Here is a 25,739-nt window from a genome sequence, read left to right on the forward strand (position 1 = left end):
TGGACGCTTACGATTGTCGCCCCTGTGCGTACGATGTCCCCACTCGCATGAACAGAGGCTCCTAGCAAACGATACCGTCAATGATTGCCGTGTTGGCTAAGCCGACTCTCGAAGTACTGCGCAGTCTCTTTGTCGGTGCAGTACAGGTAGCAACCCTTCATCCCGCGAGTCATCAGGGTCCGGTACGTATTTTTGATGATCAGGTCTGTTTCAATTTTCGCGAGGGTAGGTTGCTCTTTCATCATTTTTTTCCAGCCGCGAATCGATTTATCGTGCCTGTCGCGCTCATCTGGGGATGTCACGACCTTACCGTCACGTACGACCAGATCTGGTCCGATAATCACCCCGACGTAGTCGACTTCCAAACCTTGGCAGGTATGAATGCAGCCAACCTGCTCAATGGAGTTTTCAGCGATGATCCATAGGCTGCCATCCTGATCCAGATTCCATTGGCGTTTGTAGTCACCAATCACGATATCAGCAGCGGCGGGGCCTTTCTTGCTCAACCAGGGCCAGCAATAGCCCGCGACCACACGAGCTTTGTTCCCGTGGTTTTTCTCGTTGATTGCTTCATGCATCGCCTCAGGTGAGTCGAACACTTTAAACTCGTACTCTTGAGTCTCAAGCGTCGGATTTGCCGTCGAGCGAATGCCCAGCGTGTCATCCAGCCATGCCAGGTAACCGTCAGAACCACTGCAGCGAAACTGCGAAGACAGCGCGTGTTCTTCAATCACAGCCCCCTTAGCTTTCGCAAAGGCGCGAATCGCCTGCTTACTGCCGATATCGCTCAAGGTTACACGCTGGTCCTCATCAATGAAAAAATGGAGCATTTCGCTGAGTCAATCAGCTCCTTGATCTGGTTTTCCCCAAGGTTTCCATAAAGCCCGCTTTTCTCATTCAGCCGATGAGCTTCGTCCACGATGAGCGCATCGAATGTGTTGGGCTCAGTGTCGATGAATGCCCCAGAGCCTGAGAAGAAATTCGAGAAATGGCTACGCTTGATGGTGCCAACCAGTTTGCTCTCGTAGACCTTGCGCGGGGCTGCGTTCTTGGAGACGTATTTGCTCATCAGCTTCAATTCAGTGAGCCTCACCAGCAGATTGATAGCCAGAACGGTCTTCCCGGTGCCCGGTCCACCTTCTATGATCATCACCTTGGGGGCTTGGTCCGAGGCCTCGTTTGCCGCCGCCAGCGCCGACTCAAAAATTGCTTTCTGATCGTCAATCAATACGAACTCGGGTTTGCCTTTCATCAACCCCCCGAGGGCTTCGGCTAGCGCCTTGGACGGGCGAATTTTTCCTTCGGACAGCTCGTAAAGAACCTCTTTGTTGTCGCCATGACTTATATGTTCTTTCAGAAAGCTTCTGAGTTTACTGAGCTCTTCCGGGCCTTTCAGAAACAGCGGAGCCTTGCTGATGTGGGACTCGTAGTGAGCTGAATCTATAACGCCATCGCTGACGTAGTTATGGAGGTAGGCACACGGACGGATTTCGATGCTTTTGTCATACACCGCCTCGTTGAAGCCTTCCAGCAGCGCTGCATATGACCATACCTGATAGGACGGGTGAATGGTCTCAATGAGGCCGCCACCCAACGCCGTTTTGACGATGGCATCCTTGGTTGTGGCGTTGGCCTTACTCCATTGCTTCAGCTCGATCAGTACGGCCTTTTTTGCCTGGTTTTCGTCGCGACCGGTGAGTAGAAAGTCGATTCGCTTCGACGACTGCGGAATGTGCAATTCAATGGCCAAGCCTGCATCGCTCGGGAGGCCCTCATCTCTAAGGACCTTGGCCATGTCCGTCAGGGACCCTTGCCACGACCTGATTTCCGAGGAGCCAACGTTCTTGCCGGTAGCTTCCTTGTAATGCCTGAGGATCACCTCCTCGATGTCATCGTTATCGTTGTCTTTAAGAAATTGCTGTTTGGTCGCAGCGTAAACGATCACGGGTTGTCCTTAGATTCGGGTTGGTCAGAGTCGGTCGTACTTCTTGCTGTTGCTTCTGGCTTTATCCACGGGATATTTCTGGCCGTTCGAGACAAGTTTCCGTGTCACCGCTTCGTTGAGGTCAATGCCGAGTACGCTGCTCAGGCGAACCAGGTACATCAATACGTCCGCCAATTCGTCCTTAACGGCTTGGCCGATTTCGGGATCTGTTGCGGCGGAAATCGAATCGGCATCACTCATCCATTGGAAAATCTCGCACAGCTCTCCTACCTCGCCAGTGAGAGCCAGGATGAGATTTTTAGGGGAATGGAACTGCTGCCAGTCGCGATCATCTGCAAACCGCTGGAGGGATGCGGCAAGCTTCACTACGTCAACCAGTGGCGCGAATGAGCTGTCTGAGTCGCTCACGGGGTTATCTCTTGGGCATCGGTGGGGAAAATGTGTAGGAAATCCGGCTTTGGATTGTAAGAGTTTTTACTGCTTTCGCAGATTTTTTTGTATTTTTTCTCACCTGTTGGCTGCCGGCCGGATTGCTTGCCATTGTTCGCTATCTGCATTGAGCGTGGCAGCGATTCGTACTTGCAAGATAGGTGGGCGGTCCAATTATGGTGATCGACTGAGTAATTGCATGGACTTGACCAACAGACCGGGTGGCCATCGACAGAAATCGACCCAGGCTGTGTGAAAACGCTTATCGAAAACTGAAGTGCGCGCTTCTACGCAAAATCTGAAAATGGTCGGCTGGTTAGCAGAGTCAGATTTCACGTAGAGGCACGGTTTCCGCCCTCGTTCTTGGCGGTCTCTACGACCAAAAACGTTTTCACACAGCCTGGACCCAAAGCAGCCATTCGCCGAGGTCGGCTGACGGCCATGAGCAGGCGTTTAGAGTAGAGAAAATAAATCTGTCCCCTTTTTAGTCCCCTTTTTAATCGGTGACAGGCAGGAAGGCCGCGTGGGTCGGCGCTCTGGTGCTGCCTTCACAGGACTTTGCTCCGCGGTCACCGAAGCATACGAAAGGCGACCGTCCTCATTTATCGAAGCCCCGTAAGGCTGGTAGCGGGACCTCGGCTTGAGGCGAGTTAGATGAAGCCACTGGCGAGGGCACTAGCGACCGGGTTTGAACGCCAGGAAGTCCTCCATGGCGTGGAACTCCAACTGCTTGGCCTTGCGCGTGGGAGACAAGTACGCCGCAATGTCGTCAAAGATGGCATCGGGATCCTTCAGATCTGTATCTGTGTAGACAATGATGGGGATGCCACGCTTGCGGAAATATGCCTTGAGCTTGCGCATCTCCTTCTCGAAGTTTGCCTGAGCCTCTTCATTGATTTGCTTTTGGGTCTTGTCACGGGTGCCCTCGAGCCTGCCATGGGTTGACCAGGGCGAAAGCTCGAACCCGACCTTCGACAGGGTAAAAGGATCAATGATGGTGAAGTCGAGGCGATGCTCATGGCGCGCCACCTTTCCACCATAGCGCAGTTCTGGAATCAACAGCGGCACTTCCAGTGGGTTCTCGCTATTGAGCACGAAATTGCAGTAGCGCCTGGCAATCGCCATTTCATGTTCGGAGCCGGAGTTGCGCACCAAGGTCTGGCGGAAAAATTTCAGGTAGTGATCGACGGAGGGAAACTCGATGCGGTCATCTTCATCGGGTATCACGAATCCAGTCTGCAGGATGTGCCCGATGGTCCAGTAGTTCGGTTTGAAATGTCGAATTTCACTCTTATCGTTCTCCCAGGCTCCGTTCTTGAACCGGGGGGTCACCAGGATGCCGTAGGACGCATTCTTTTGACCTATCCATATCTCTGCATCCTCCACTTCCGGACGCTTGCGGGCCAGAGCATCGAACTGACGCAGGTAGGTTCGAGTGAGAAATAGCTTGAACCAGCGACGCACCTTCTTGAAGTTCTTGATATGCGCGTGGGCCTCGTAATAGGGGTTGCCAGGCCGCGCGGCAGGTCCGAGGTTCTCCAGAGCCTCGAGGAACCCGCGGAGATAAAGCGCGATGAACTGCTCGGGCGAATCGATGACTTCATTCTTGATGTCGATGTACTCGGCGTGCTTCCCGCCATAAGTGGCGTTCAACGAATGTTCGCTGGGATAGCCGGTGATATCTAGGACGTCCTCCTTGAGTTCATTTATCTGCACCGTGAGTTCGTTAATCTGGCGATTGCGCTGCGTTTTTACCGGGTCTCTGGGTGCCACCATAACTGTCCCTTTCCTTGGTCGTCACGCCGCAGGGTGTTCCTAGCGCGGAGCTGGAGTGCGGCGATTCGCGGTTTAAAATCCATGGATTTTCGCACGCACGGGCCAATGTCACCACAGCAGCGTAAGGGCAAGGAGCGCCGAGTTAGACTGGAAAGGGCATCACTGGTCGACAGGCTGCAGGGCGGGCACGACTTGCACTAGGTACAATCAGCACAAGACGCCGCAGGTCCAATCCATAGCCACTCCCAGTCGGCCAATAAGGCTCTTTTACGCGCTGAGCACAGCGCGCGCATAGAAGGCGGGGGCTTCGCGCTGCGCATAGTGGAGGCTTGCGTCCGCGACTGTTCGGTAATACGCAGCATGGCGTCCAGGTTCGGAGGAGAAATGTTTGTTGGCTACGAGGATGGCTCAATTGACTATCAAGACGCCTATTCTGAGTTCCATAGTCAGGCCTGTGGAACAGCGGGGCAGACGATTCATCACAACCTCTACGGATTGATCGACTTGAAACCTCAGCTCTCCTCTCTATCACCGATCTTGTTGCCGAGCTTGATGTCCAGTTGGTACAAGATTCGGTCTGCCAGGTGGAACGGCAAACGGTCGGAAACGATGGCGTGCATCGCATCGAGGTATTCGAAATAGATGCGGATCGAATTTTTCAGATACCCAGCAAGATTGTTTCCATTGGCTGGTTTGCTTGGGTATAGGGGTTCGCTTGGGCGGAGCATACGGTAAGCCCTGTCATCGATGATTTGGAAAACCTCGGGATTTAGAAATCGGAGGATGGTCGATGCCATTGGCAGGCGGATACCTGGGGAGGCCAGGAGCTTGCGCAGCAATTCTTCTGCTTGCCGGTGCGTCTTTGGTTTGAAGTCAGCGACGACTTTAAGCTCTTCCAGTAGCGCCGGTTCAACACGCGGAAACCTGTTGAGCTTCCATAATACGATTTCAAGTAGCGTTTCTTGGTCGAAATCTTTAGGGATCAGAGCGTCGAGCTTAGCCGTTAGCTGAAGCTGGTACCGGTAATCTTCGATCAGGCTGGTGGGGTCATCACCCCAAACATTGCTGTACTGCTTGATGATGCCATCCATGGAGCTCTCTCTCATTTCAAGTTCTTCAGTCGTTGTCCCGGGGAGTCCGTTGGCTGTGGGGGAAATTCAAAGTTCCATGCAAGAGCTTGGCTGTGCGGATTGGTGCAGGCCATCGACTAAGCCACTACCCTTTGGGTACGGGTAGCAAGCTGACGAAGCCAGTAATCCCACGTTGTAGAGCTCCTAGGCATGCGGTTCCGCAGTCCTCGCAGCCGCTCATAATCAAGGCGCGTAGCTACATTACCTCGACTTCATCCTCTCGTAGCCAGCCACCACTTACAAGCTTACGGCGTGTTGTTTCTGGATCTTGGGTGTAGAAGACTAGCGCCAAGCTTTCTTGCGCTCGACTGCATGTTACGTAGAGCAGTCGACGTGTTCGTGTCGAAGAGTTGTCCGCACCTGCGGCCACCTTTTTAAGGTCATCAGGGGAGGGAGGTTTAACGCCCAGCGCTTTCTCGTAGTTCCAGCCGAACCCTCCAGCCTCCTCGTCATCGATGATGACCATGACCCTTGGGAACTCTAGTCCTTTCACACCTTGATGCGTGCCGTAGGGTGATAAGTCATTGCAGTACTTCGCGTAGGCACGAACCTGCGAGAAGGGGCTTCCCATCATCATTCTGTAGGCATGGATTTCCAATTCCTCGCGATCAGTGCTTTCCGGCAAACCGTCGGTGGTAATTCCCAATTCAAATGCTGCCCGAAGTCTGTCCGGTACGGGAAGCAGGCGGGTGCGTACCAAAACGCCAAGAACGTCGTAAATCAGCGGGTCATCTTCAGCAAGGGTCGTTAGGAGTTCGTGGGTGCCGTTGCGTGCTTGTTCTATGGCCGATCCTTGGTCAGGTGCCGCCGCTAGCCAATCTCGCGCTAGTAGCGGCGAGCGTAGCCTTACAGCCTCCATAAGCTTGAAGCCGTCTTCCCGAGCAGCATCAATGATCGGGATGACGCCTTCGACGAATACCTTCAATGCAGGGAGATCGCCATCCAACAGCGCAGTCCGGAGATGTTCAACTTTGTAGAGTGGTGGGAACAGATCGTTGAACCCCATTCGGCGGCTCGCCATCTTGTGTTCCAAAATTAGGGTTTTCCTGCCTTCAATCCCGTTTGCCCAAGCGTCGTCACCCGTAATGTCGGCCATACGGCGGGCCACCTGATCTTCCAGCTCGAAGGTCGAAGCAGGTTGGCTTCGGACGCAGTACATCCGGACGGTACCTTCGGGGGCACCTGGTAGCGGTATCTGCTGGTGTGTGTCGACTTCTGACCTGATGGCGTTAATCAGCTCGATGACCCGTACAGGGCAGCGACGATTCACAATCTTTTCAGGCTTTGCCCAGTCGCTCGGAACCGCAGCGTCGAGACGCCCCATTCCATGGCCGTAGATGCTCTGCATCGTGTCACCCAACAAGCCCAAGCAAAACCGGTCGGATGCCTGGGCCTGAACATTCAAGAATGCCTGCATTAGTGGCGCCATGGTGTCTTGGCTTTCATCGATCAGAAGCACCGGGTGCTTATCCACCAATACATCCAACAGTGGGCTCCGTTGGATGAAGGCTGCCGCAAGCTTAATTACATCTTCGTGCGGGAGCGCTTGGTGGCCGCTCCTTTCACCTGTCGGGCTGTAGGTAAAGTCTAGGACGTGCTCAATATTTGCGAGCCGTTTGATCTTCCGATCCCGCTTGGCCTTATTCTCTCTAAAAGTCTTGTTTTCTCCGCGGGCCTTCGACAGCGCCACGTCAAGCGCCTCGATATCCGCCGCAAGCTTAGTCCTCAGCCAGGCCCGAATGTCATCGTTGAATCCCTTGATCATCTCCCAGGCAAAGGAATGGATAGTCGAGACCCAAATCAACGGATCATGTTCCAACCGATGCATGACCTCTTCGGCGGCGGCATTAGTGTACGTGATGATCGCAATCTGACGTCCCTCGACAGTTAGCCGCTCGTGCGCTCGTTTTTTGAAGCCGCGCACGGCTTCCACCAAGGAGTAGGTTTTTCCTGATCCAGCGCCCGCGTAGAGGAAAAAGCTCTGGGGGTTGTCCAGGTCGAGGCATTGTTGGATAACTTCATCCGCATCTGGCAGCGAGCTCATGGCTGCACCTCATCGGGTGTAGCTGCTACGAGCACCAGTTCCGATTGCTTTTTACGCAGCTTCGACTCAAGCCATTCCAGGCCCTCCCGGATGTACTTGGGCACAGTCAACGCAGCAAATTTGGGGTTACCTAACACTTCGAGCGAGAACTCTCCCTTATTGCCATCACGCAGTGCATCGAACAAGTCGTCGGCCAGCTTGTCTGCGGTCTTGGCGGCCTGAAGTGCCCTAGCAAAACGTCCCAACAATCCGCGGCCGGCATTCTCAGAAAAGAGGGCAGCATTGCTGAGTACCAGGCTGTCCTCGAACGTATTGGCAAGAACCTCAACCGGGACTGGCCCAAGGCTTGGAAGCTGGACTGAGATCGGTGTCTGGTACGCCACGCGGATGGCAAACAGCTCATCAATTTCTTCCCACTTCTGGTCTTCAGGTAGCCGAAGCAAGTTGTCTACTTTCACCGACGCGTTCTTTGTCCTTAACCAGTGTTTGAGCGTGGGGTTCGTGGTCGATAGATCTGCGCCCCAGCGCGCTGGATGCGCAGCTTTTGCTTTCCCGGCATCCAGATCGGTGATCACCAGGGTCACGATGCCCAGTGCATCAATCAGTGGTCTGAGGCGATGCGCGTGGCTGCCTCCTATGTCAAGGATGGAGATGTAGCACTGGTCTAGGAACTTGAAATGCGTGCGCAGGAACTGGGGGAGCATCATGCGCTCTGCAGCTCCCTCCACAAGTATTACAGCGTCAGCAAAGAAGAGCTCGGCGTGATGGGCGCGTAGATATCGGGTCACGAATTGTTTGGTGTGGGAGCCATCGCCAAACACGTTTGACAAGTTGGCGACCGTGGACACTGGCACCTGCACATTGTCCATACCGGCCGGCAGGCGGCGGAAATAGCGAAGGTGCTCGTACTCGACTTCATGCGTGACATGGCTGGAGTGCGTGCTGACTAGGAGCTGAGTCTTCAAGTTGGGGAATCGTTTGATCAGTTCGTCTTCGCAGAGCACCTCATAGGCGTGCCGAACAAAGACCTGCTGAACTTGGACGTGCAAGTGCGCTTCTGGCTCCTCGATCAATACCAGGTGGATGGGCTCTAAGCCTGTGGTGGTCTGCTCGTCGGGATTTCGATGTTTCTTGAGCCAATCGTCACGAAAGCTCATGAGCCTGAAAATCATCCAGATCAGGTTTTGGTAACCCAGCCCGTTTGAGGTTTCCGGAAGCCTTAATACAGATGCGCCTGGAGATGTGTCTTTGGTATCCACCTGAAATTGGACGGCTGCTTCGTGAGTGAGCCCGTCAGTGGCGGCCAGTTTGGCTTGGAGGGTGATCATAGGATCACTTCGTCCGGGATATCCTAATGTTTGAACCTGCAGCAGCGCCGGCCCGAAGCTGGTGCTGAGTCGAGAGTTAAAAGCGGATTGAGCCACTTCAATAGCGCGCATGGCTTCAAGATCAGACACCTCTGGCGTATCGCCTGGATCGAGGTGCTTGTCGTAGTAGGCGCGAAGTTGCTCAGAAAGCTTCTTGCCGCCGGTAGGCTTGCCGTCGGTTTGGCCTTCATCTCCGTGGTCGCCAAACCCTCGTTGAGCGTTGATCTCATGGATCTTGATCAAGCCTTCCAGAGGGTTCTTTTCGAGGGGGAGGGCGGTGGCCGATAATTTCTGCGGCACTGCTCTACGCTTCAACAGAGTAGGCGAATGGAGCTTCGCAGGATCCAGCCGATAAGACCGCACCTTGAACATCTTCCACAATCGCCGGCTCAGGTAGTCCGTGAAGCTCTGGGGCCAAAGGCTGAGCTTGATTTGAGATGACTGTTCGGCTTTTTTGGGTGATTCAGGATCGATTACGATGGATTGAATGCTTGCAGCTGAATCTGCTGCCAGCACAGCCTCAAGTGTTGCAACGCGCTCACGCTGCTTGCGGTAGTCATTGAAAAGCTCCGCGATGTCTTCCGGCTCAACACGGAACCGCATCCCTACGAGGCCACCGTTCCACTCGAAGTTAGGAATTAGGTCGCGCACATGATGGTATTCACCTGGATCGGCTGAGAGCCAGATATCGAGGTGGGGAAGCCAGTCGTCCCAGTCATTTACCACTGGGAGATCCTCTGTAGTGGTACCAGCTTCCCACAGGCGGCCGATCTGATCGATTCGATCAAAATGGCAGAGCGTTAAGTCTTGCAGGCGGATACCAGAGGATTTACTGCTCAGGAATTTGCGCAAGGCAAGCATCGCTGAGGACTTCCCGCTGTTGTTGGCGCCCACCAGCAGCGTCGTTTTTTCGGAAAGGTCTATCCGTACGGCGTGAAGCTTGCGGAAGTTGGCGATTTCCAGATGCTTGATCTGCATGTGTCATCCCTGAGCTTGAGTGGTGTCACGATGCTACCTCATGGCGTGATCTGTGGACGAGTGTCTTTCGGGTTGTGAGACTTGAGGGTTGAACCCTGAATCCTCTAGCGCTAACCGCAATGACTGAATCGAAACGGAGAGTTGCGCAGTGGATCGTCACTGGGTGTTCCACGGGGCCGTTGGTAGTGGTCGATTTTGGAGCCCCGAGTGCTTCAAACACTTCGCTCTGGCGCTTCCGCGCCACACTAGCCCCCAGAACAGAAATGACCTCTGCTAGGCCATTCGCCGGCTTCGTCGATGTGTCGTCACTTCGCCCTCTAGGCAAAAGCGTCATGCGTCGACCGTCCAAGTACATAGATTCGCCCTGGACAGTGTGCGGTCTAGCCGGTAGGTCTGCGGCAATCCTCCCCACGGTACCTTACTGAATGCGGTTTCCTTCTATCTTGGATCCCGTATGATGGCGATTCGCCATGCGCGGCCTGCCAGGTCAGCCCCCGGATCATCGACTAAGCCAAAGGAACACACATGCCTAACGAGGCGTTGTCCGCTGCCCAGCTTAAGGAGCTGGTAAAGCGAGTTGTTGTTGCTCAAGGCAACACTTTCATCAAAGACCTGTTGCGCTCTACCGAGAGCCGAATCGGTAGCACAAAGCAGGAGTTCGCTCAAAATCTGGATGATGCTATCGATGAAGGGCGTTTGACTCAAACAGGTCTTGAAACGTGGCTGGCGGAGGTTGAGGGGTGGGGTGACCAGTATGTTTATGTGTTGTCGGCACCGGCGATCGAGGTTGAAGAACTGACGAGGGGCGTTGCTGGGAGCCGCGTTGCGCATCTTCAGGATGCCGCGGCCAGTGCTGAATTTCCTGATGACCTGCAGCTAAAGCAGATTGCGGTAAATGAAAATGGTTTGTCGATGGTTTGGCACCAAGGCAAAGAAGGTTGGAATCGTTGGCCGCGGAAGGATTTTGAGGAGGAGGAGGGGGTTGAGAGATATCGGTACGAGGCTAAACGGCAGCGCCTTGACCGTAGCGTTGTTCGGTTTGAATGGCAGTTTGGTAACGAGTATTGCCTCGCCCTGATTCACCGGAATCCAGACATCGAGCATAACGAGGTTTTTGAGGCTATAGGGGAGATGCTTGCACATTTCGGATGTGGTGGCCTACCTCTGCAACTGGTACCGCTCACGCAAGCCATCCGGACGTCAGCGCAAAGAGTCAATGGCGTGCAGTCGACCCGGTTTGAGTTGGATAGCGGTTACGTGGAGCTGGCCTCTACCTTGCCTGGGATGGGTATTGAAGGGGTTGGCCCCGTACGAATGGTGCTGCAGGCGGTGAACACTGATCAGTTCGAAAGGGCCCAAGGAATACTAAATTTCGTTGCGCATGAGCACGGCACAAGTCGAGATATTTCCATCGAGGTTTTCGGTTCTGAAGCGAAATTGCGGATCTGGGCACAGTGCAAGCGCGATGATGTTTTGATCATTCTCCATCAAATATGGGGGTACAACGCGTCGTGACTATCGACGATGTTTCACCACTAGAGCGGTGGGTCGATGCCTTAAACCGAAAGGTGGAGCTTGGAGAAGGCCTTGAGTTTTCGGCTGTACAGCTTGCTCGCCAGCTGAACGAGCCCGACATCGCTAGCCTGACAGCATTTCTCGCCAAACTTGTGGCATTGGGATCCGCGACCGAGTTCACGGCTTACACCTGTCCAATGAGCAGTTGCCGAAAAACACTTCCTAGCGGAGTCGATCCGGTTGCTTGCCCATTCTGCAGGGTGACCTTCATCGAAGAAGGTGTAACACCTACATCGGAACAGTTTTTTCGCCTGACCGGGGAGATCAGTCGAGACATTCGGTGGATGGTGGTGATTCACGGGATGAACAGCCGTGCTCCGTGGCAAGAGGCGTTCAGTTGGGAGATAGCAAACCTTCTGAAATACTCCGCGCCAGTGCTGATCTACAAATACGGTTGGGCAACGTATGAAGTCTTGTTCCCGGGTATACATAGACGGATGGCGAAGAGTCTGGGGCGGCGTATTCGTATTGCCATTGGGCGAGCTAGGGCCGCTAATCTGCCAGATCGCCCTGACGTCATTGCACACAGCTTCGGTACTCGCTTGTTCTCGTTAGTGTTGCAGGATCCTGAATTCGCGGATCTCAGATTCGGACGAGTAATTACTGCTGGTAGCATCATTCGACCGGATTTTGATTGGAAACGTCATTTTCGAGATGGAAGAGTTGAGGCCGTTTTGAATCATGTAGCTGCTAAGGACGGTGCTGTTCCCTTTGCTGTTTGGGCTATTCCCGGAACGGGCCCTGGTGGGAAGGTCGGGTACATGGCTCAGCAGGTTTTGAATGTTCGTAACCTGCAATACGGGCATTCGAGCTTTTTTGAAGATCAACATCTGCCCGCGCTTATTGGCGAGAATGGCCTGTGGCGCAGCTTTTTCACGCGGCCACTGAAGCCATTGAGGGATGATGGTGTGTTCGTGCAAAAGGATGCCTGGCAACCACCGGCGAGGTGGCGGATTATCACGGCTCGTGCCGGAGGGTGTATTGCAATCGCTGCGGTAGTACTGGCGTCTCTATGGTTACTGAAGCTGAGTTTGTGCTGGTAGGAAAATCCGCCTCGACCTTGGATGATCAGGCGGCCTGTGAACTCCGATACGTCCCACGATGACCTTGAAGCGATTCGTGTTTCAATCAGATGAACTCGGCAGTCATTCGTGAGCGGCTGCTATCGGCTAGACGCGACCGCTCGAAGTGTCTACAAATTAAAAGGCTATTCCGTGGTGATCAGGGGGCGTCCTCACTGACCTCTGTGGCCGACTCTGTATTAATTCGGGGGCGAAGATCCAGTATTTTCACAAGAATTCGGACTTCGTGGCCCACCTCCTCCATAATTTGATCGGCTTCTTCTTCCAGCATGGCCCTTAACTCTCCAAGGTCGATCCTTGCGCCAGTGTCAGGGTGCTCCCATTGTCGCGAAGACGCTACGGTCACCATCAAACAACCAGTTTTGCAGCTGTCAGCCGCCATATATTTAGTCAACAGCTGATCCCGCAAGGTGCGTTTCAACACTGCGCCGGACCAGCCGTTCTCACCTACTTTTAATTCAATTGTCGCTTGCTGGCCGGACGTTGAACGCATTCGTACGTCCGTCTCTTTCTCATCAGCAGTCACAGCCTCTTGATCAACTGTATAAAGTTCGTTCGCTGTCTCCCTCAACCGCCGCGCTATTTCCCGGCGCATGAGCTTTTCTGATTTTATATTCGCCCAATTTTCACGAGGGGACACATCCTGCAGCAGCAGGTCATCGATATCGTCCAACCTATCCTGCATCAAGCCAAACATTTCATCGCGGGTCTTGGGGGGGGCTTCGCCGATGTCGTCCAGAAGTGAGATTTCGTCCTCAGTCATCTCGGCCTTATCCATTTCCTCCGCTGCCTTTTGCTTCGCCAAGAGTGCAAGCCTATCGCTAAAATGCGCAAAGAGCGGATCGACAACCAACTCCATCTTGGCAGCCCAGGCTTCGGGTCCCGTCAGCGCGAGCACAGCACTTAGGAGCGTATTACGCGCCTGCTCCGCATCGTCTCGCGCTGTAGGCGTAAACGAACCCTCCCTGTGCAGATCATCGCTGGGACGGACATGCTGGTAGGCGAGTCGCAAGAGCCGTACGCGCTGGCTGACGGTGAAACGTTCGAAACCCAGATCAAAAGGCCACCCGCTCCATCGGCCACCAAACACACTGGAAAAGAGGTCGATTCCGGCCCCCTCGGCCGACGGGTCTATTTGTAGAAGAAGTCGTGTCAATTCGAGAGTAGCTGCTTCAGGGTCCAAGGCAAAAAGCGCAGACAGCCACAGGTGGACGAACGCTGGTTTGGCGGCCACTCCTAGCTTTTCGAATACGGTATCGCGAAGTATGATTCGATCGCCCTCGACGTTTTGGCCCATGAGTATTGCCAAAACCGACTTTGGCCGCTCCCAGATAGCAGGGCCACTGTCGTCAGTCTGAGCGGGCTCGATAAAAGTGCTCAACCAGCTTTGCAAATCGACAATGAAAAGCTGTGCGACGAATTGCGGTGAATTTTTGATGACGTTTAATGCGTTGAGATAATCACCGTGCCCACTAACCTTTTCGAGCTCCCATCGCAACTGCCTGCCAAGGACGCTCTGAACAACGCCAGGAAACGCTTTTGCGAGCTGCTCTATCCACCCGGGACAGCCCAGATACTCTAATGGAATGTAATGTGCAGCTGTTCGAGCCTGTGTTTCGCTGATATTTGTTGCCCAAAGGGGATCTTCGGCTTCCGCCCATAGCGATGTCAGTCCAAGTTGCCAACGAACCTGAACAACATTGATTTGGTCTTGCGGTCGATCCATGGGCAAGGTAGGGCATTGTGTCGGCCATAGCGTACGCATCCTGGCGTGCAAATGATTGGTGACCGAGATGCCAAAGTGCTGCTCCAGGAAACGTCTGTTCCAGCCGGACGCCTGGTTCGATCCAGGTGCCCTCTCCATGATTTCCCAGAGCGCTCCCAACGTACGCTCGCCAACAGGGGAGTTCAGCACTCCCACTGGGTCGTCGTTCAGCCGCTGCCAGAAATCCACCCAGTACTGGATCTCGTCGCTGGCACGGCGCGCAGCCACACGTTTACGCTCCGCATCACGCCTCTCATACTCCACCATCTGCGCAGACTCGGGACGTGGCTGCAACGCTGCATCTATCCTCGCCAACAATATCGAATCGTCACTGACCAGTGGCCTGAGCGTCTCCACGTAGCTCGCCCATTCCTGAGAATGGTCAGCCGCGTGCGTGAGTGATGCTTCTAACATCAGTTGGCGCAGGTCGAGGGAGTGCTGACGGTCGGCTAGGACCGCATGAATCCATTCAGAATCCTGAGCATGATTCAGGTATATCGCTCCGCTAGAATTCGATGCGTATAACCGCAGCCAAGGATCGCTTTCAGGTTTAAGTCGTTGCCGTAGGCTGTCCTCGCAGGAAAACACAAGCATTCTTAACTGCGAGGGCGCATTGGCAAACATCGCCTTGATCGATTTGAAGTGTTCGCCGCGAAGGTGAAGTGATGAGGCTATCGCCAAGGCGAGAACAAGGCCTTCCACCACCTTTTCCGTAATCAGATCCGCAATAGCGAGGCGCAGCCCCGCGATCGCGAGCAACGGTACAAGATCAGGACGAGATACGCAGATGTGCGGCCAATCTTCTGACCAAGACACGCTTTCATTATGCACTGTCGAGATCGTATCAAACAGTCGATGAAGTTCAGCGTCGCTGATGTTGGCGTCCCGTACGACTCGTACTAAATATCCCATTCGCCCGCTGTCCGGCTTGGGAACCACCGGTAGCAAAGCCAGCAACTGCACCAGCAATTCGGGCCCCAAATAGGCCGGGAAAAGCTCGTTTATAGCCCCACGAATGAGCCGCTCTGACCAATTCTCAGAAGGCTCCAGCATCTCTTGTACGAGCGTTGATAACCGTGAATCAGTCAATTGCACGAGGGCATCGATAGCAGTCAGACGCTCGTCATCTTCAACTGACGGATCTATGGCGATCGCATACACGAGGTCACTGCAATCACGCATCTCTGCGTACGCAACGAGCTGAAGCAGTAGCTGTCGAACTTCCGTATTCTCAATTCCCCGCTCCAGCATCTCTCTGACCGTTGAAGACAAATCTTGCGAAGCGAAACGGCTAACCTGCAACGACGGTATTTTCAGCCCGCGCCAGCCCCCATTGCCGTACCGAGAGACAAAAGCTTGAAGCGCCTCGACTCGCTGTCGTGGGCTTAGTGACTCCGGATCACCCTCAGAGAGCAAAGCTTCGGGTTCACGATTTCGGACTTCTTCGAAAATGCTGGGGTTCAACCGCGCTAACCACGCTGCGATTGGTCGCATGGATGGTTTGATGACTTTGATGTTGTGCGATGTCTCTGCGAACAATAAGCGCTTAACGGCTTTGAGCGACATGCCCGCGGACAATCGATCCTCGAGCCGGTGAGCCGCCAGGTACTCGACCACCGAACGGTGGTGAAACCGAACACGACCATAGCTTGCGAATCCAAAAATGCTGCGTTCCAAAAGAGTCTGGATTTCTTTGGCGTTCCAGTTCCTCAGTACGCGACCAGGATCTAATGCGATTGACTGTGGGTTGGCCTCCAAATCGGATTCCGTGTTATGACGGATCGTCAACTTACGGGCCAGCAGCGCTGCGAGGGCCAGTCGGCTAGCGCCCTCCATCGCACGTGCAGGCGATATCTCGCCAGGTTCAGGTCGATCAGTGCGCGCTTTGAGCTTCACCTGGACGTTTTGCAGAACCTGTTCCCGGTGGGTCCGAATGCTTCTTGAAGCCTGCCAGTCAGCGCAGAGTTCGATCAGGTCTTGCGGGCGTCTCGCAAAATCCTGAGCGTTCTTCTCACGAATTGAGGCGACAAAACCATCGATATCCGTCACGCGTTGAGTGGCAGCCATTTCTCGAATTTGCGCGTCAGACAGCGGTTGTAACCTGACGATTAGAAGCTCTGCTACGCGATCCCCCTCGTCTTTTGAATCTTTCTGTTTCCCTTGGCCGGATGCGATCTCAGCAAATCGTTCGGCGCTTGGCAAAGCGACATCTTCGAGGCTGATCTGGTACGGGAAATACTGTCGAATCAGATGTTGGTCCACGGGAATCGGACGGGTTGTAATGACGATACGTACCCTGTCCAGGTTCCCCTGAAGCTTTTTGCTTAGCTTGTTTAAAGCGAGCCTGAATGAACCCAGCGTGAGCTGTAGCTCATCGATTGAATCCAAAAAAAATGTTGCGACATCCGACTGGCTTGTCTGCCAAGCAACAAACCGGGCTTCTTCCTCGTAAGACAGGAGGTCCTCGAATGGAGACTGCGCCAGATCTGATAATTCCAGGAAAAGCGCCGGCTCGCCTTCTTCCCAAAGCTGCTGGTGTTGAGTCCTACACTCAAAAGTCTTGCCCGTCCCGGCCTCAGAAACAATCAACACGCGCATAGATTTCTGTAGCTCATCCCAGTCGATGGTTGGAGTCAAACCAAGCTGGTCGCGCAGCATCAGATTCACGATGTCTGCGGCTTTTTCTTGAGAGAGCGTGCCAAAGGTGCGTCGGATGCGTGAGGACTGCGTACTTACTAAGCTCATAGAGAGAACGCCGAGAGACGAAATAGCGCCTTTGTAGTTCATTTCTCAAAGGTTGTCTGCAGAATTGCAGGCTGAATCGCCCCTAGCTTGATGGATAGGCGGAATGACCGCTTGTGGCTGTGGATTCAACCGGTCGATAGCAGCCGATCTCACTCAGAAATTGAAAATCCATGTTTTTTGTAAACGATGAGCGAGCAGCCGCACGGTCAGCAAATAGTAATATCGCGTCGCCTCGCTGCGTCGATTTAGGCGATGCTCAAGAAACCAAACCACGTGCTTTTTCTGCCAAGCCCAAGGCGTCTGCAGCTGCCAGCGCTCTGAGATTTCAGACTGGATGATTCTCGCCTGTCGCAAATGGCGTTGCCGCGTGACGTGCGATCCGGTCAGCACTCCAGCCAGGAACAGCTCCATGTCGAATACTCTACTCATCTGCGACCCCCTATGTAGGCAGCGACCACATCGATCCGATCGTGCCCTAGCTCATTGCTGATTTGCCTCCGGGCCTCGCGATCAAGGCGCCGATCTATCTGGCAACATTGGCCAGCGTTGATAGGTGCGCGGTGTTGGGTGATTTGTTCATACCGCTCACATGCGTACGCCGCTCGTAGCTCATGGAAACCTTTGAGGTGGTGTGCATGCAGGATGTCCCGCGCAGGGCGGATGATTTCTTGCAGAACATTCAGGTAGCTCTCATGTGGCGCAATCAGGTTGCGGCTACCTCCGGGCGACACCCGCCGCGCAAATCCAAGCGCGCTTTGAACATGTTCGTTCACCGCAATCCAGCGAGGTGCCGAGGCCCCGGCGCGGCCACCTTTGGTGCCATCCTGAATGTTAATTCTGCCTAGGTCGTTAGCCTCACGGCTTAGCCGTGGCAGATCAGCCAAGATGGCTTCACGCAAGCGCATGCCGGCGGCGCGCGCCAACAGAACGATCGCAGCGGCTCGTAGCTGATGACGGCTGCAAAGTGCGTCGACGATCTGCTTAACCTGTTCGCGGTCTTGGCCCTGCGGCACTGAATGTCGAACCCCGGTGCGCTGCATACCCAGCGCCTTGCTCGGACTGGGCAATTTCACGCACTGATCACCGCGAAGCGCCGCCATGGTCCTGTTAACGCTGGATAGGCGGTTTTGTGCGGTGCTGACGGCGAGATCACCGCGCCTAACCGTGTCGCGTAGATACGCCGCGTAGTCGGCCAACACCTTTCGATCAATCTGCCGCGCATCATTGATACCGGGCCCCTGTTCAGAGCGGCACCATTTCACGAATGCCTGCCACCGATCACAGTGTGCCTTCACCGTGCCGTAGTGGCCGCCGCCGAACATGTCTTTCAGCGCTTGCGGACCTGCGTAGCTCAATTGCCTGCCGTAGCCGAAATTACGGCCATCGCGTTTACCCACCAATGCCATGTCGGTCACCTCATCGTCCGCTCTTCGATCCTCGCTCCACGTCATCCCGCCAAGAATGTTGAGTGTTATCAGGGATCAAGGCCCCTGCGACCTGTGGGGAATGTCCTCTTCGCGGGACTGGCGGCTCCTTACGTCCGGGAGCAAGGGCATCTCATGATCTGGCCTCCTGTACACCGTTGCCGGTGGGCGGGTGGAGGCAGCACTGGCTGACGAGGCCAGCGCCTGAAGATCCTGAGCCATGTGCAAGCAGCAATGCGATGACCGGGGCATACCTGACTGTCAGTCAGGTGCAGTCCATTCCGTGGTCTGCGGCACCATCATCTACAGCGCTGTTGCTGGTGACATCGGCGTTTGTCACGCCGATTGTCACGAGGGGGAATGCCGCAAAGCCTTGTGCGATCAGGGCTGCAGCAGTGGTAGAAGTGCCCGTCTCTTTCCAGAAGAAAGAGACGGGCACAGGTTGGCGCAAGATTTGGCCAAGCGGATAGGTTGCTGCAGGGCAGCGAGGAACGGTGTATCTGGCGCACGAGCGCTATAGGTGTAAGAGCATCCATCACCTTGGAGGTGACCGGGCGAGCTGCCGGATGCGAATCGCCTTTGGGGAGAACCACCGCGGGAGCGGCGTGACCTTTAAGGTTCGGGTCACCTGGGGTGCTGTCATCGACAGCCTTTGCACGGCCAGTTCTACGCCTGTGGATAAACCCGGTCAAGGGCAGAAATTCAGCGCTCTTGGGGACGTGAAAAGCGGTTATCCACCGGTGGAATTCCGTGGTAAATCCCGGACAACGTCGTGGCTTTTAGCTCTTCGAAATGAGGTCCATCCAAACAGGGCGGCTTTGCAGCCCTGTTTGGATGGACCCGCGCTGACAAGCGGATAAACGAGGCTGCTTGCCCTGAATCTTGAGCATTCAGTTGCTGTCGCCGTCGTCATGCGCCTGTACAGCGCTAGCGAATCGGCACCACGTTTTTGTCTCTGACTTGGCCGTATGCTGAGGCGAGCAGGCTGCCGGTGGCGGCTTTCTGGATGTACTCACTCCACCAGGCCATCATAGGTCGACGGCGCTCTATGTAGTCGGCCCGGTTGTAAGCGCTGCGCACCTCATCCTTGTCAACATGCGCCAGTGCGACCTCAATGAGTTCGGGGTCCCACCCATGTTCATTCAAGATGGTGCTGGCCATTGAGCGCATTCCGTGGCTGACCAAGCGATCCTGAAACCCCATGCGTTTCAACGCCATGTTGGCCGTTTGGCTATTGGCGTGGGTGCGCGGATTTCTGTCTGCCGGGAAGATGTATTCGCGATGGCCGCTGTGAGTCTTCAGTGACTCCAACAGTGCGACAGCGTGATCACTCAACGGGATGCTGTGTGGGCGGCGCTTCTTCATCCGTTCCGGTGGGATAGTCCAGACACGCCTTTCAAAATCGATGTCTGCCCAGCGAGTAGTCGCCGCCTCGGCGGGGCGAGTCATGGTGTGCAACTGCCATTCGATCAGGCAGCGGGTCGTGCGCTTGATGCTGGCATTTGCGATTTCCAGCATGAGCTCGGGGAGCTCTTCGGGCGGGAGGGCCGCCATGTTTTCTTTCTTGGGCTTTTTGAAAACCGCTCGGATGCCACTGAGCGGGTTGGCGAAGATCAGGCCGGAGTTCACGCCGTAGGTCATGATCTCGTTTAGCCGCTGGCTAAGACGCTTGACCGTTTCCAGGCTGCCTTTCGCTTCGATTGGACGAAGCAGAGCGATCACCATCGGCGCGGTGATTTTCGCGAGTGGCGTCGTCTTCAAGTCCGGGAGCACATGCAGCGTGAGCGACCGCCAAATGTCCTCGGCGTAGGCCGGGGTGACCGAGTCTTTCTTTAACTCGAACCAGGCGGTGGCCACGTTCTCGAAGGTGTGTTCCGTTTCTGCGCGTTTGAATTCATTCAGCGTATTGCGTTGTACCTTGGGATCGATGCCCTGGGCGAGCAGCTCGCGGGATTCGACTGCCAGCTTCCGTGCATTCGCCAGCGACAGTTCGGGATAGGTCCCAAAGCCAATGTTGATGCGCTTCTTGGTCACCGGCTCGCGGTAGTTGAAATTCCACAGCAACGAGCCGTTGCTGCGTACGCGGAGCTGCAAACCGTCACCGTCTGTGAGGACGTAATCCTTGGACGCGGGTTTGACTCCCTTGAGCTGTCGATCGGAGAGGCGGAGGGTTTGGGCAGGCATGAGATTCTCCTCAGGCACTGATTCGGTATTCCAAAGATTAGCACCGGATGAGCTGGAATACCGTCTGGAATACCCGAATGGCTGGAACTCAGAAAATCTCAAAAGACCGCAAAAGCGCTGGAAGCCGCGTATTTACTGGATCACAGGCACAAAAAAAGACGTCCGTGGACGTCTTTTTTTGATCATTTGGTGGAGCCGGGGGGATTTGAACCCCCGTCCGCCAGTACTCCGCTTTCGGGCCTACATGCTTAGCCGTGTCTATTAAGTTAACCCTCAGCGACCCGACGGGCAGGGTGCTTTGGGCGAGCTGTGTAAGTTTTAGCCGATTCGTCCACAGCGTACTGCACGGCGATCCTGTTCTATATGACAATCACTTCGGGTTTACAGGCATCCCCTAGTGATTGCTGGAGCCGAAGCTACCAGAAGGAAGGCTAGCACCGCTTACGCGGCGAGAGCTTGTTCCCCGTAGGTTTCGTCATTGGCAACTATAGAAAGTTGCAACAGTGGATTTACGACTTCTGTTACCAAGTCGGCATGCCCCTAGAGTTTCATCACCGGCGTCGAATCCTAATCGGCCCCAATTCTGCTGCTCTAGCAGTCAGGTCGCGGAGTGTACCCGAATCAATGGGATACGTCGACTCTGACCCTGGTGCTACGTCACCACGCCAACCCGGAGGCTGGCGAAGGTGCCTGTCCTGCCTTATTTGCTGGAGTTACCGCCGTCAGTGCCGTCACCGCCGGTTTTGAGGGAGGTGAGTTCTTTAGTGGTCAGCTCAATGCATTTTTTATCATCGTGGGCTTTTTGAGCAGCGGTGGCGGCTGTGATGGTTTCTTCCAATTCGGCCTTGGTCTCGGCGCTCAGGTTGGTGCTGGCCGAGGTATGAGCATCCTTGAGGGTCTGCAGATTAGCGCCACACAGGTCGTCGGCAGCGAATACCGGGGAACCCAACAGTGCAGCGGTAAGAAACAAGCCAGTCAGTGCAGTGCGCTTCATGTGTATCTCCTTAAGCCTGTGGACTCGGTATGGCCGCTCTGTGGGGCCGGTCTCCGAGATAGAGGAAATAAGCGCCGAGCGGGTCGTGGCGCTTAAAGAGATGGACTGTGCGCTGTCGCAGGGGTTCTATTTATTTTGCAAATGGTGTGAAAAAGCCATGTTGCAGAATGTGTCGGTAAAATGGGGCGAATATTGCCCCATTTGTGTGCATCAAGCGGATCTTGGTTGGGTCACTCGATCCACGAGATAGACCAGGCCGTGGTAGTCGATCCCGCCGTGCTGCGTCAGTCCGATCTCGCAGGTGCGGCTGGTGGAAATGCCTTCGCTGCAGTGCTGCACGGCGCCCTTGAGCGTGCGCAGCGAATGGGCGTTGAGCTCGGGGGTGGTGAAGCCTTTGTCACCTGCGAAGCCGCAGCAGTGAATCCCTTCAGGGATGACCACATTCACGCTGCACAGCCGCGCCAGCTCGATCAGCGCCTGGCTTTCACCCAAGTGCTGGGTGCTGCAGGTGACATGTACGGCAATCGCCTCTTGTTGAGGCGTGAACACCAGTTTGTCCAGCAGATGGGTGCGGATGAAACGCACTGGATCGTAGAGGTCCAGGCGGGTTTCCTTGTGGTCCTGCACCAGTCGCAGGGTGCAGGGGCTGGTGTCGCAATAGATCGGGTCGAGCCCGCCGCGGCTGGCCTTGGTCAGCGCCGCCAGCAGTTGCTGGCGCTTTTCCTCGGCCTGTTCCGGATAACCCTTGGACGCAAAGGGCTGACCGCAGCACAGGCTGTCCTGATCCTCGGGGAACACCACTTGATAGCCGGCCTTTTCCAGCAGGCCGCGGGTCTTGTCCATCAGCGACATCTGTTCATGATCCGCCGCTGCCGGGCCCATTACCCGTGAAACACAGGCCGCTAGGTAGACCACGCGCGGACGCTGATCTTCAACTGGCGGGGTGAAACGAATAGCGTTTTCCGGTTGCGGCATGGCCGGGGTCCACTGCGGCACGCGTCCTGATGAAGCCTTGGTCAGTGCAGCGGAGATCTTCGCCAGTCGCGGTGCGCCCAGCAACATGCGTGCGCCGTTGGCCGCATGCAGGGTAAAGCGTGCGCCCTGCAAAGCCGTGGTGAAGTGATGCGCCAGCCAGCCCGCGGTCTTGCCATGGCTGGCTTCCTGCGCGCGGAGTTTTTTCACCAGTTCGCCGGTATTGATGCCGACAGGGCAGCGCTGGGCGCATAACCCGGTCGCGGCGCAGGTGTCGATGCCTTGATAGTGGTAATCGCGTTCCAGGTCGGCAGTGTCGGTGCCGGCGCGCTTTTTCGCCTGGATGTCGCGCCACATGACGATGCGCTGGCGCGGGCTAAGGGTCAGCCCTCTGGATGGGCACACCGGTTCACAGAAACCGCACTCAATGCACTTGTCGACGATTTCGTCGGCGGCGGGCATCGGCTTGAGGTGCTTGAGGTGAATCTGGGGGTCTTCGCTGAGCACCACATCCGGGTTGAGAATACCGTTGGGGTCAAGCAGGCGCTTGAGCTGCCACATCAATTGGTAGGCGTCGCTGCCCCATTCCAGTTCCACGAACGGTGCCATGTTGCGCCCGGTGCCGTGTTCGGCTTTGAGCGAGCCGTTGAACTCCACGGCCACCAGCTGCGTGACGTCATCCATGAACGCTGAATAGCGGGCAATTTCCCGAGGATCGTTGAAGCCTTGGGTGAAGACGAAATGCAGATTGCCTTCCAGCGCGTGGCCGAACAGGATCGCTTCGTCGTAGTGATGTCTGTCGAACAGCTCGATCAGCCGACGTACGCCAATGGCCAGCTGTTCGACAGGAAAGGTCACGTCTTCGATGATCACCGTGGTGCCGGTTTCGCGCACGGCACCGACGGCGGGGAAGGTGTCCTTGCGAATCGCCCACAGCCGGGCGTTTTCGGAGGGGTCTTCGGTGAAATCGACCTGCTTGTCGACCGGAAAGTGCGCGATCGACGCCATGATCTGCGCCAGTTGTTCGTGCAGCAATGCCTGGGTTGCGGCGCGAGCTTCGATCAGCAAGGCGCAGGCGTTTTCCGACAGCTCGCGTACGAAAGGCGGCATGCCCGGCTTGTTTTGCACCGAACGCATGCTGCGCCGGTCCAGCAACTCGACGGCCGAGACAGGCTGGGTTTTCAGGACGGTGACGGCGTTGCAGCAGGTTTCGACGTCGGGGAAGACGATCAACGCCGAAGCCTTGTTCGGGTGATCGAGCACGGTGTCGTAGGTGACTGCGCTGATAAAGCCCAGCGTGCCTTCGGAGCCCACCAGCAGGTGACTGAGGATATCCAGCGGCTCGTCGAAATCGATCAGGGCGTTGAGTGACAGCCCGGTGGTATTTTTCAGACGGTATTTGTGGCGGATCTTTGCTGCCAGCTCGGTATTGGCCCGGGTCTCGCGCGCCAGCTGCGACAGCTGTTCCAGCAAGCCCGCGTGGCTGGCCCGAAAAGCGGCCACGCTCAACGAGTCTTCGGTGTCGATGCGCGTGCCGTCAGCCAGTACCAGCCGCATACCTGCGAGGGTGTGGTAGGTGTTCTGCGCGGTGCCGCAGCACATGCCGCTGGAATTGTTGGCGACGATCCCGCCGATTTTCGCGGCATTGATCGACGCCGGGTCCGGGCCGATCTTGCGCCCGAATGGCGCCAGCCAGGCATTGGCCTGCGCACCGATCACGCCCGGTTGCAGGCGGATCTGCTCGCCTTCCTGCCGGACCTCGCGGCCGTTCCAGTTGTCTCCCAGCACGATCAGCACCGAGTCGCTGATGGCCTGGCCCGACAAACTGGTGCCTGCGGCGCGGAAGGTCACCGGGACTTTGTCGACCTGCGCCAGCTTGAGCAGGCTGACCACTTCGTCTTCCGATTCGACGCGAATCACCAGCTTGGGGATCAGCCGGTAAAAACTGGCGTCGGTGCCGAATGCCAAAGTCGACAGCGGGTCGTCGAAACGCCGCTCGGCCGGAATCAGGCGCTTCACATCGGCCAGGAAGGAAATGGGCAGGCTCATGCGGTCTTCCTCATACAGTCATCGTCGTGGCGCCGCGGCATCTGGCGTGCCGCGTGCGTCAGAGTGTGGGTACGCTCAGGCGGCGCCCAATTCACGGACCAGCGAGTCGCGGGTGATTTCGCTGATCGATTTGGCGCCGGTCAGCACCATGGCCACGCGCATTTCTTTTTCGAACAGGTCCAGCAGGTGTTTCACTCCGGCCTCGCCGTGGGTGGCCAGGGCGTAAATGAAGGCGCGACCGATCAGCACGGCATCGGCACCGAGGGCGATCATGCGCACCACGTCCAGGCCGCTGCGGATGCCGGAGTCTGCGAGGATTTTCAGGTCGCCCTTCACCGCATCGGCAATCGCTGGCAGCGCTCGGGCGCTGGACAACACGCCATCGAGCTGACGACCGCCATGGTTGGAAACGATGATGCCGTCGGCACCGAATTTCACGGCATCGCGGGCGTCGTCGGGGTCAAGGATGCCCTTGATCAGCATCGGGCCATCCCAGAATTCGCGGATCCACTCCAGATCCTTCCAGGAAATCGACGGGTCAAAATTATTGCCCAGCCAGGCGATGTAGTCGGTGAGCCCCGTGGGGTTGCCACGATAGGCCGAGACGTTGCCCAGGTCATGAGGGCGACCATTGACTCCCACATCCCACGCCCACTGCGGATGGGTCATGGCTTGCAGAACGCGACGAATCGGGCCGTTGCTGCCGCTCATGCCTGAGTGCAGGTCGCGGTAGCGGGCACCGGGTACCGGCATGTCGACGGTAAACACCAGGGTCTTGACCCCCGCGGCCTTGGCGCGCTCGAGGGCATTGCGCATGAAGCCGCGGTCCTTGAGCACATACAGCTGAAACCACATCGGACGGTCAATGGCCGGGGCCACTTCTTCGATCGGGCAGACGGACACCGTGGACAGGGTAAACGGAATCCCTTTGGCCGCCGCCGCACGGGCCGCCTGCACTTCGCCGCGGCGGGCGTACATGCCGCACAGCCCCACAGGCGCCAGGATCACCGGCATGCTCAGGGTTTCATCGAATAGCCGGGTTTCCAGGCTCAGTTGCGACATGTTCTTCAGAACACGCTGGCGCAGGGCGATGCTGGCAAGGTCGGAAACGTTGTGACGCAGGGTGTGCTCGGCGTAGGCGCCACCGTCGGCGTAGTGAAACAGGAACGGCGGCAGCTTGCTTTGCGCTGCGGCGCGATAGTCGGTGGAGGCAGAAATGATCATGGGGTCTCGCAACGTTGAGTGAGCGGGGCAGCAACCAGGCGCGTAAGTGCGCGCCT

14 protein-coding genes, 1 other RNA gene and 1 pseudogene are annotated in these 25,739 nt (G+C 56.0%); 2 read left to right on the forward strand and 14 right to left on the reverse strand.

All coding sequences use genetic code 11. The features are described 5' to 3' along the window. Nucleotides 1-77: 77 nt before the first annotated feature. The 6 genes and pseudogenes from ACI2KS_RS28770 to ACI2KS_RS28795 form a co-directional block, all read right to left on the reverse strand. Nucleotides 78-1,945, reverse strand: a pseudogene (locus ACI2KS_RS28770) (DNA/RNA helicase domain-containing protein). 24 nt (nt 1,946-1,969) lie between these two features. Beyond that, nucleotides 1,970-2,353, reverse strand: a complete 384-nt coding sequence (locus ACI2KS_RS28775) for a nucleotide pyrophosphohydrolase (protein ID WP_077570996.1) — start codon at nt 2,351-2,353, stop codon at nt 1,970-1,972. Nucleotides 2,354-3,049: 696 nt separating this feature from the next. After that, a complete protein-coding gene (locus tag ACI2KS_RS28780) occupies nt 3,050-4,150 on the reverse strand; it encodes a topoisomerase (protein ID WP_404624425.1) in 1,101 nt (366 codons plus the stop codon). 512 nt (nt 4,151-4,662) lie between these two features. Next, entirely contained in the window at nt 4,663-5,241 is a 579-nt protein-coding gene (locus ACI2KS_RS28785; protein ID WP_404624426.1) for a hypothetical protein, read from the reverse strand. Nucleotides 5,242-5,476: 235 nt separating this feature from the next. Continuing rightward, nucleotides 5,477-7,324, reverse strand: a complete 1,848-nt coding sequence (locus tag ACI2KS_RS28790) for a UvrD-helicase domain-containing protein (protein WP_123375795.1) — start codon at nt 7,322-7,324, stop codon at nt 5,477-5,479. Then, entirely contained in the window at nt 7,321-9,669 is a 2,349-nt protein-coding gene (locus ACI2KS_RS28795) for an AAA family ATPase (protein ID WP_404624427.1), read from the reverse strand. The genes ACI2KS_RS28790 and ACI2KS_RS28795 overlap by 4 nt, the downstream gene beginning before the upstream one ends. 525 nt (nt 9,670-10,194) lie before the next feature. Here ACI2KS_RS28795 and ACI2KS_RS28800 point away from each other — a divergent pair. Both ACI2KS_RS28800 and ACI2KS_RS28805 read left to right on the forward strand, forming a co-directional pair. After that, nucleotides 10,195-11,184, forward strand: coding sequence for a hypothetical protein (locus ACI2KS_RS28800; protein WP_123375793.1), 990 nt, complete (start codon nt 10,195-10,197; stop codon nt 11,182-11,184). Next, on the forward strand, nt 11,181-12,287 hold the full coding sequence (locus ACI2KS_RS28805) for a hypothetical protein (protein WP_404624428.1): 1,107 nt from the start codon (nt 11,181-11,183) through the stop codon (nt 12,285-12,287). Before ACI2KS_RS28800 ends, ACI2KS_RS28805 begins: the two co-directional genes overlap by 4 nt. Before the next feature lie 178 nt (nt 12,288-12,465). On the opposite strand, the gene ACI2KS_RS28810 is transcribed toward ACI2KS_RS28805, so the two are convergent. From ACI2KS_RS28810 to lldD, 8 genes are all read right to left on the reverse strand, one after another. Further along, complete coding sequence (locus tag ACI2KS_RS28810) at nt 12,466-16,878, reverse strand: hypothetical protein (RefSeq protein ID WP_404624429.1); 4,413 nt, start codon at nt 16,876-16,878, stop codon at nt 12,466-12,468. Nucleotides 16,879-16,989: 111 nt separating this feature from the next. Beyond that, nucleotides 16,990-17,265, reverse strand: a complete 276-nt coding sequence (locus ACI2KS_RS28815) for a hypothetical protein (protein ID WP_404624430.1) — start codon at nt 17,263-17,265, stop codon at nt 16,990-16,992. After that, entirely contained in the window at nt 17,262-18,242 is a 981-nt protein-coding gene (locus ACI2KS_RS28820) for an integrase domain-containing protein (RefSeq protein ID WP_404624431.1), read from the reverse strand. The genes ACI2KS_RS28815 and ACI2KS_RS28820 overlap by 4 nt, the downstream gene beginning before the upstream one ends. A gap of 945 nt (nt 18,243-19,187) precedes the next feature. Further along, nucleotides 19,188-20,444 carry an integrase domain-containing protein gene (locus tag ACI2KS_RS28825; protein ID WP_282390802.1) on the reverse strand — a complete coding sequence of 419 codons (1,257 nt, stop codon included), beginning with the start codon at nt 20,442-20,444 and terminating at the stop codon, nt 19,188-19,190. Nucleotides 20,445-20,631: 187 nt separating this feature from the next. Continuing rightward, nucleotides 20,632-21,023, reverse strand: a transfer-messenger RNA (tmRNA) gene (ssrA, locus tag ACI2KS_RS28830). A gap of 121 nt (nt 21,024-21,144) precedes the next feature. After that, nucleotides 21,145-21,438: a hypothetical protein gene (locus tag ACI2KS_RS28835; RefSeq protein ID WP_404624432.1), complete on the reverse strand. Its 294-nt coding sequence runs from the start codon at nt 21,436-21,438 to the stop codon at nt 21,145-21,147. Nucleotides 21,439-21,648: 210 nt separating this feature from the next. Next, nucleotides 21,649-24,459 (reverse strand): FAD-binding and (Fe-S)-binding domain-containing protein, encoded by a 2,811-nt coding sequence (locus tag ACI2KS_RS28840; protein WP_404624433.1) that lies wholly within the window; start codon nt 24,457-24,459, stop codon nt 21,649-21,651. Nucleotides 24,460-24,534: 75 nt separating this feature from the next. Beyond that, nucleotides 24,535-25,683, reverse strand: a complete 1,149-nt coding sequence (gene lldD / locus ACI2KS_RS28845) for an FMN-dependent L-lactate dehydrogenase LldD (RefSeq protein ID WP_404624434.1) — start codon at nt 25,681-25,683, stop codon at nt 24,535-24,537. Between the last annotated feature and the right edge of the window lie 56 nt (nt 25,684-25,739).

This window comes from Pseudomonas sp. NPDC087358, assembly GCF_044900785.1.
Taxonomy (GTDB): Bacteria; Pseudomonadota; Gammaproteobacteria; order Pseudomonadales; family Pseudomonadaceae; genus Aquipseudomonas.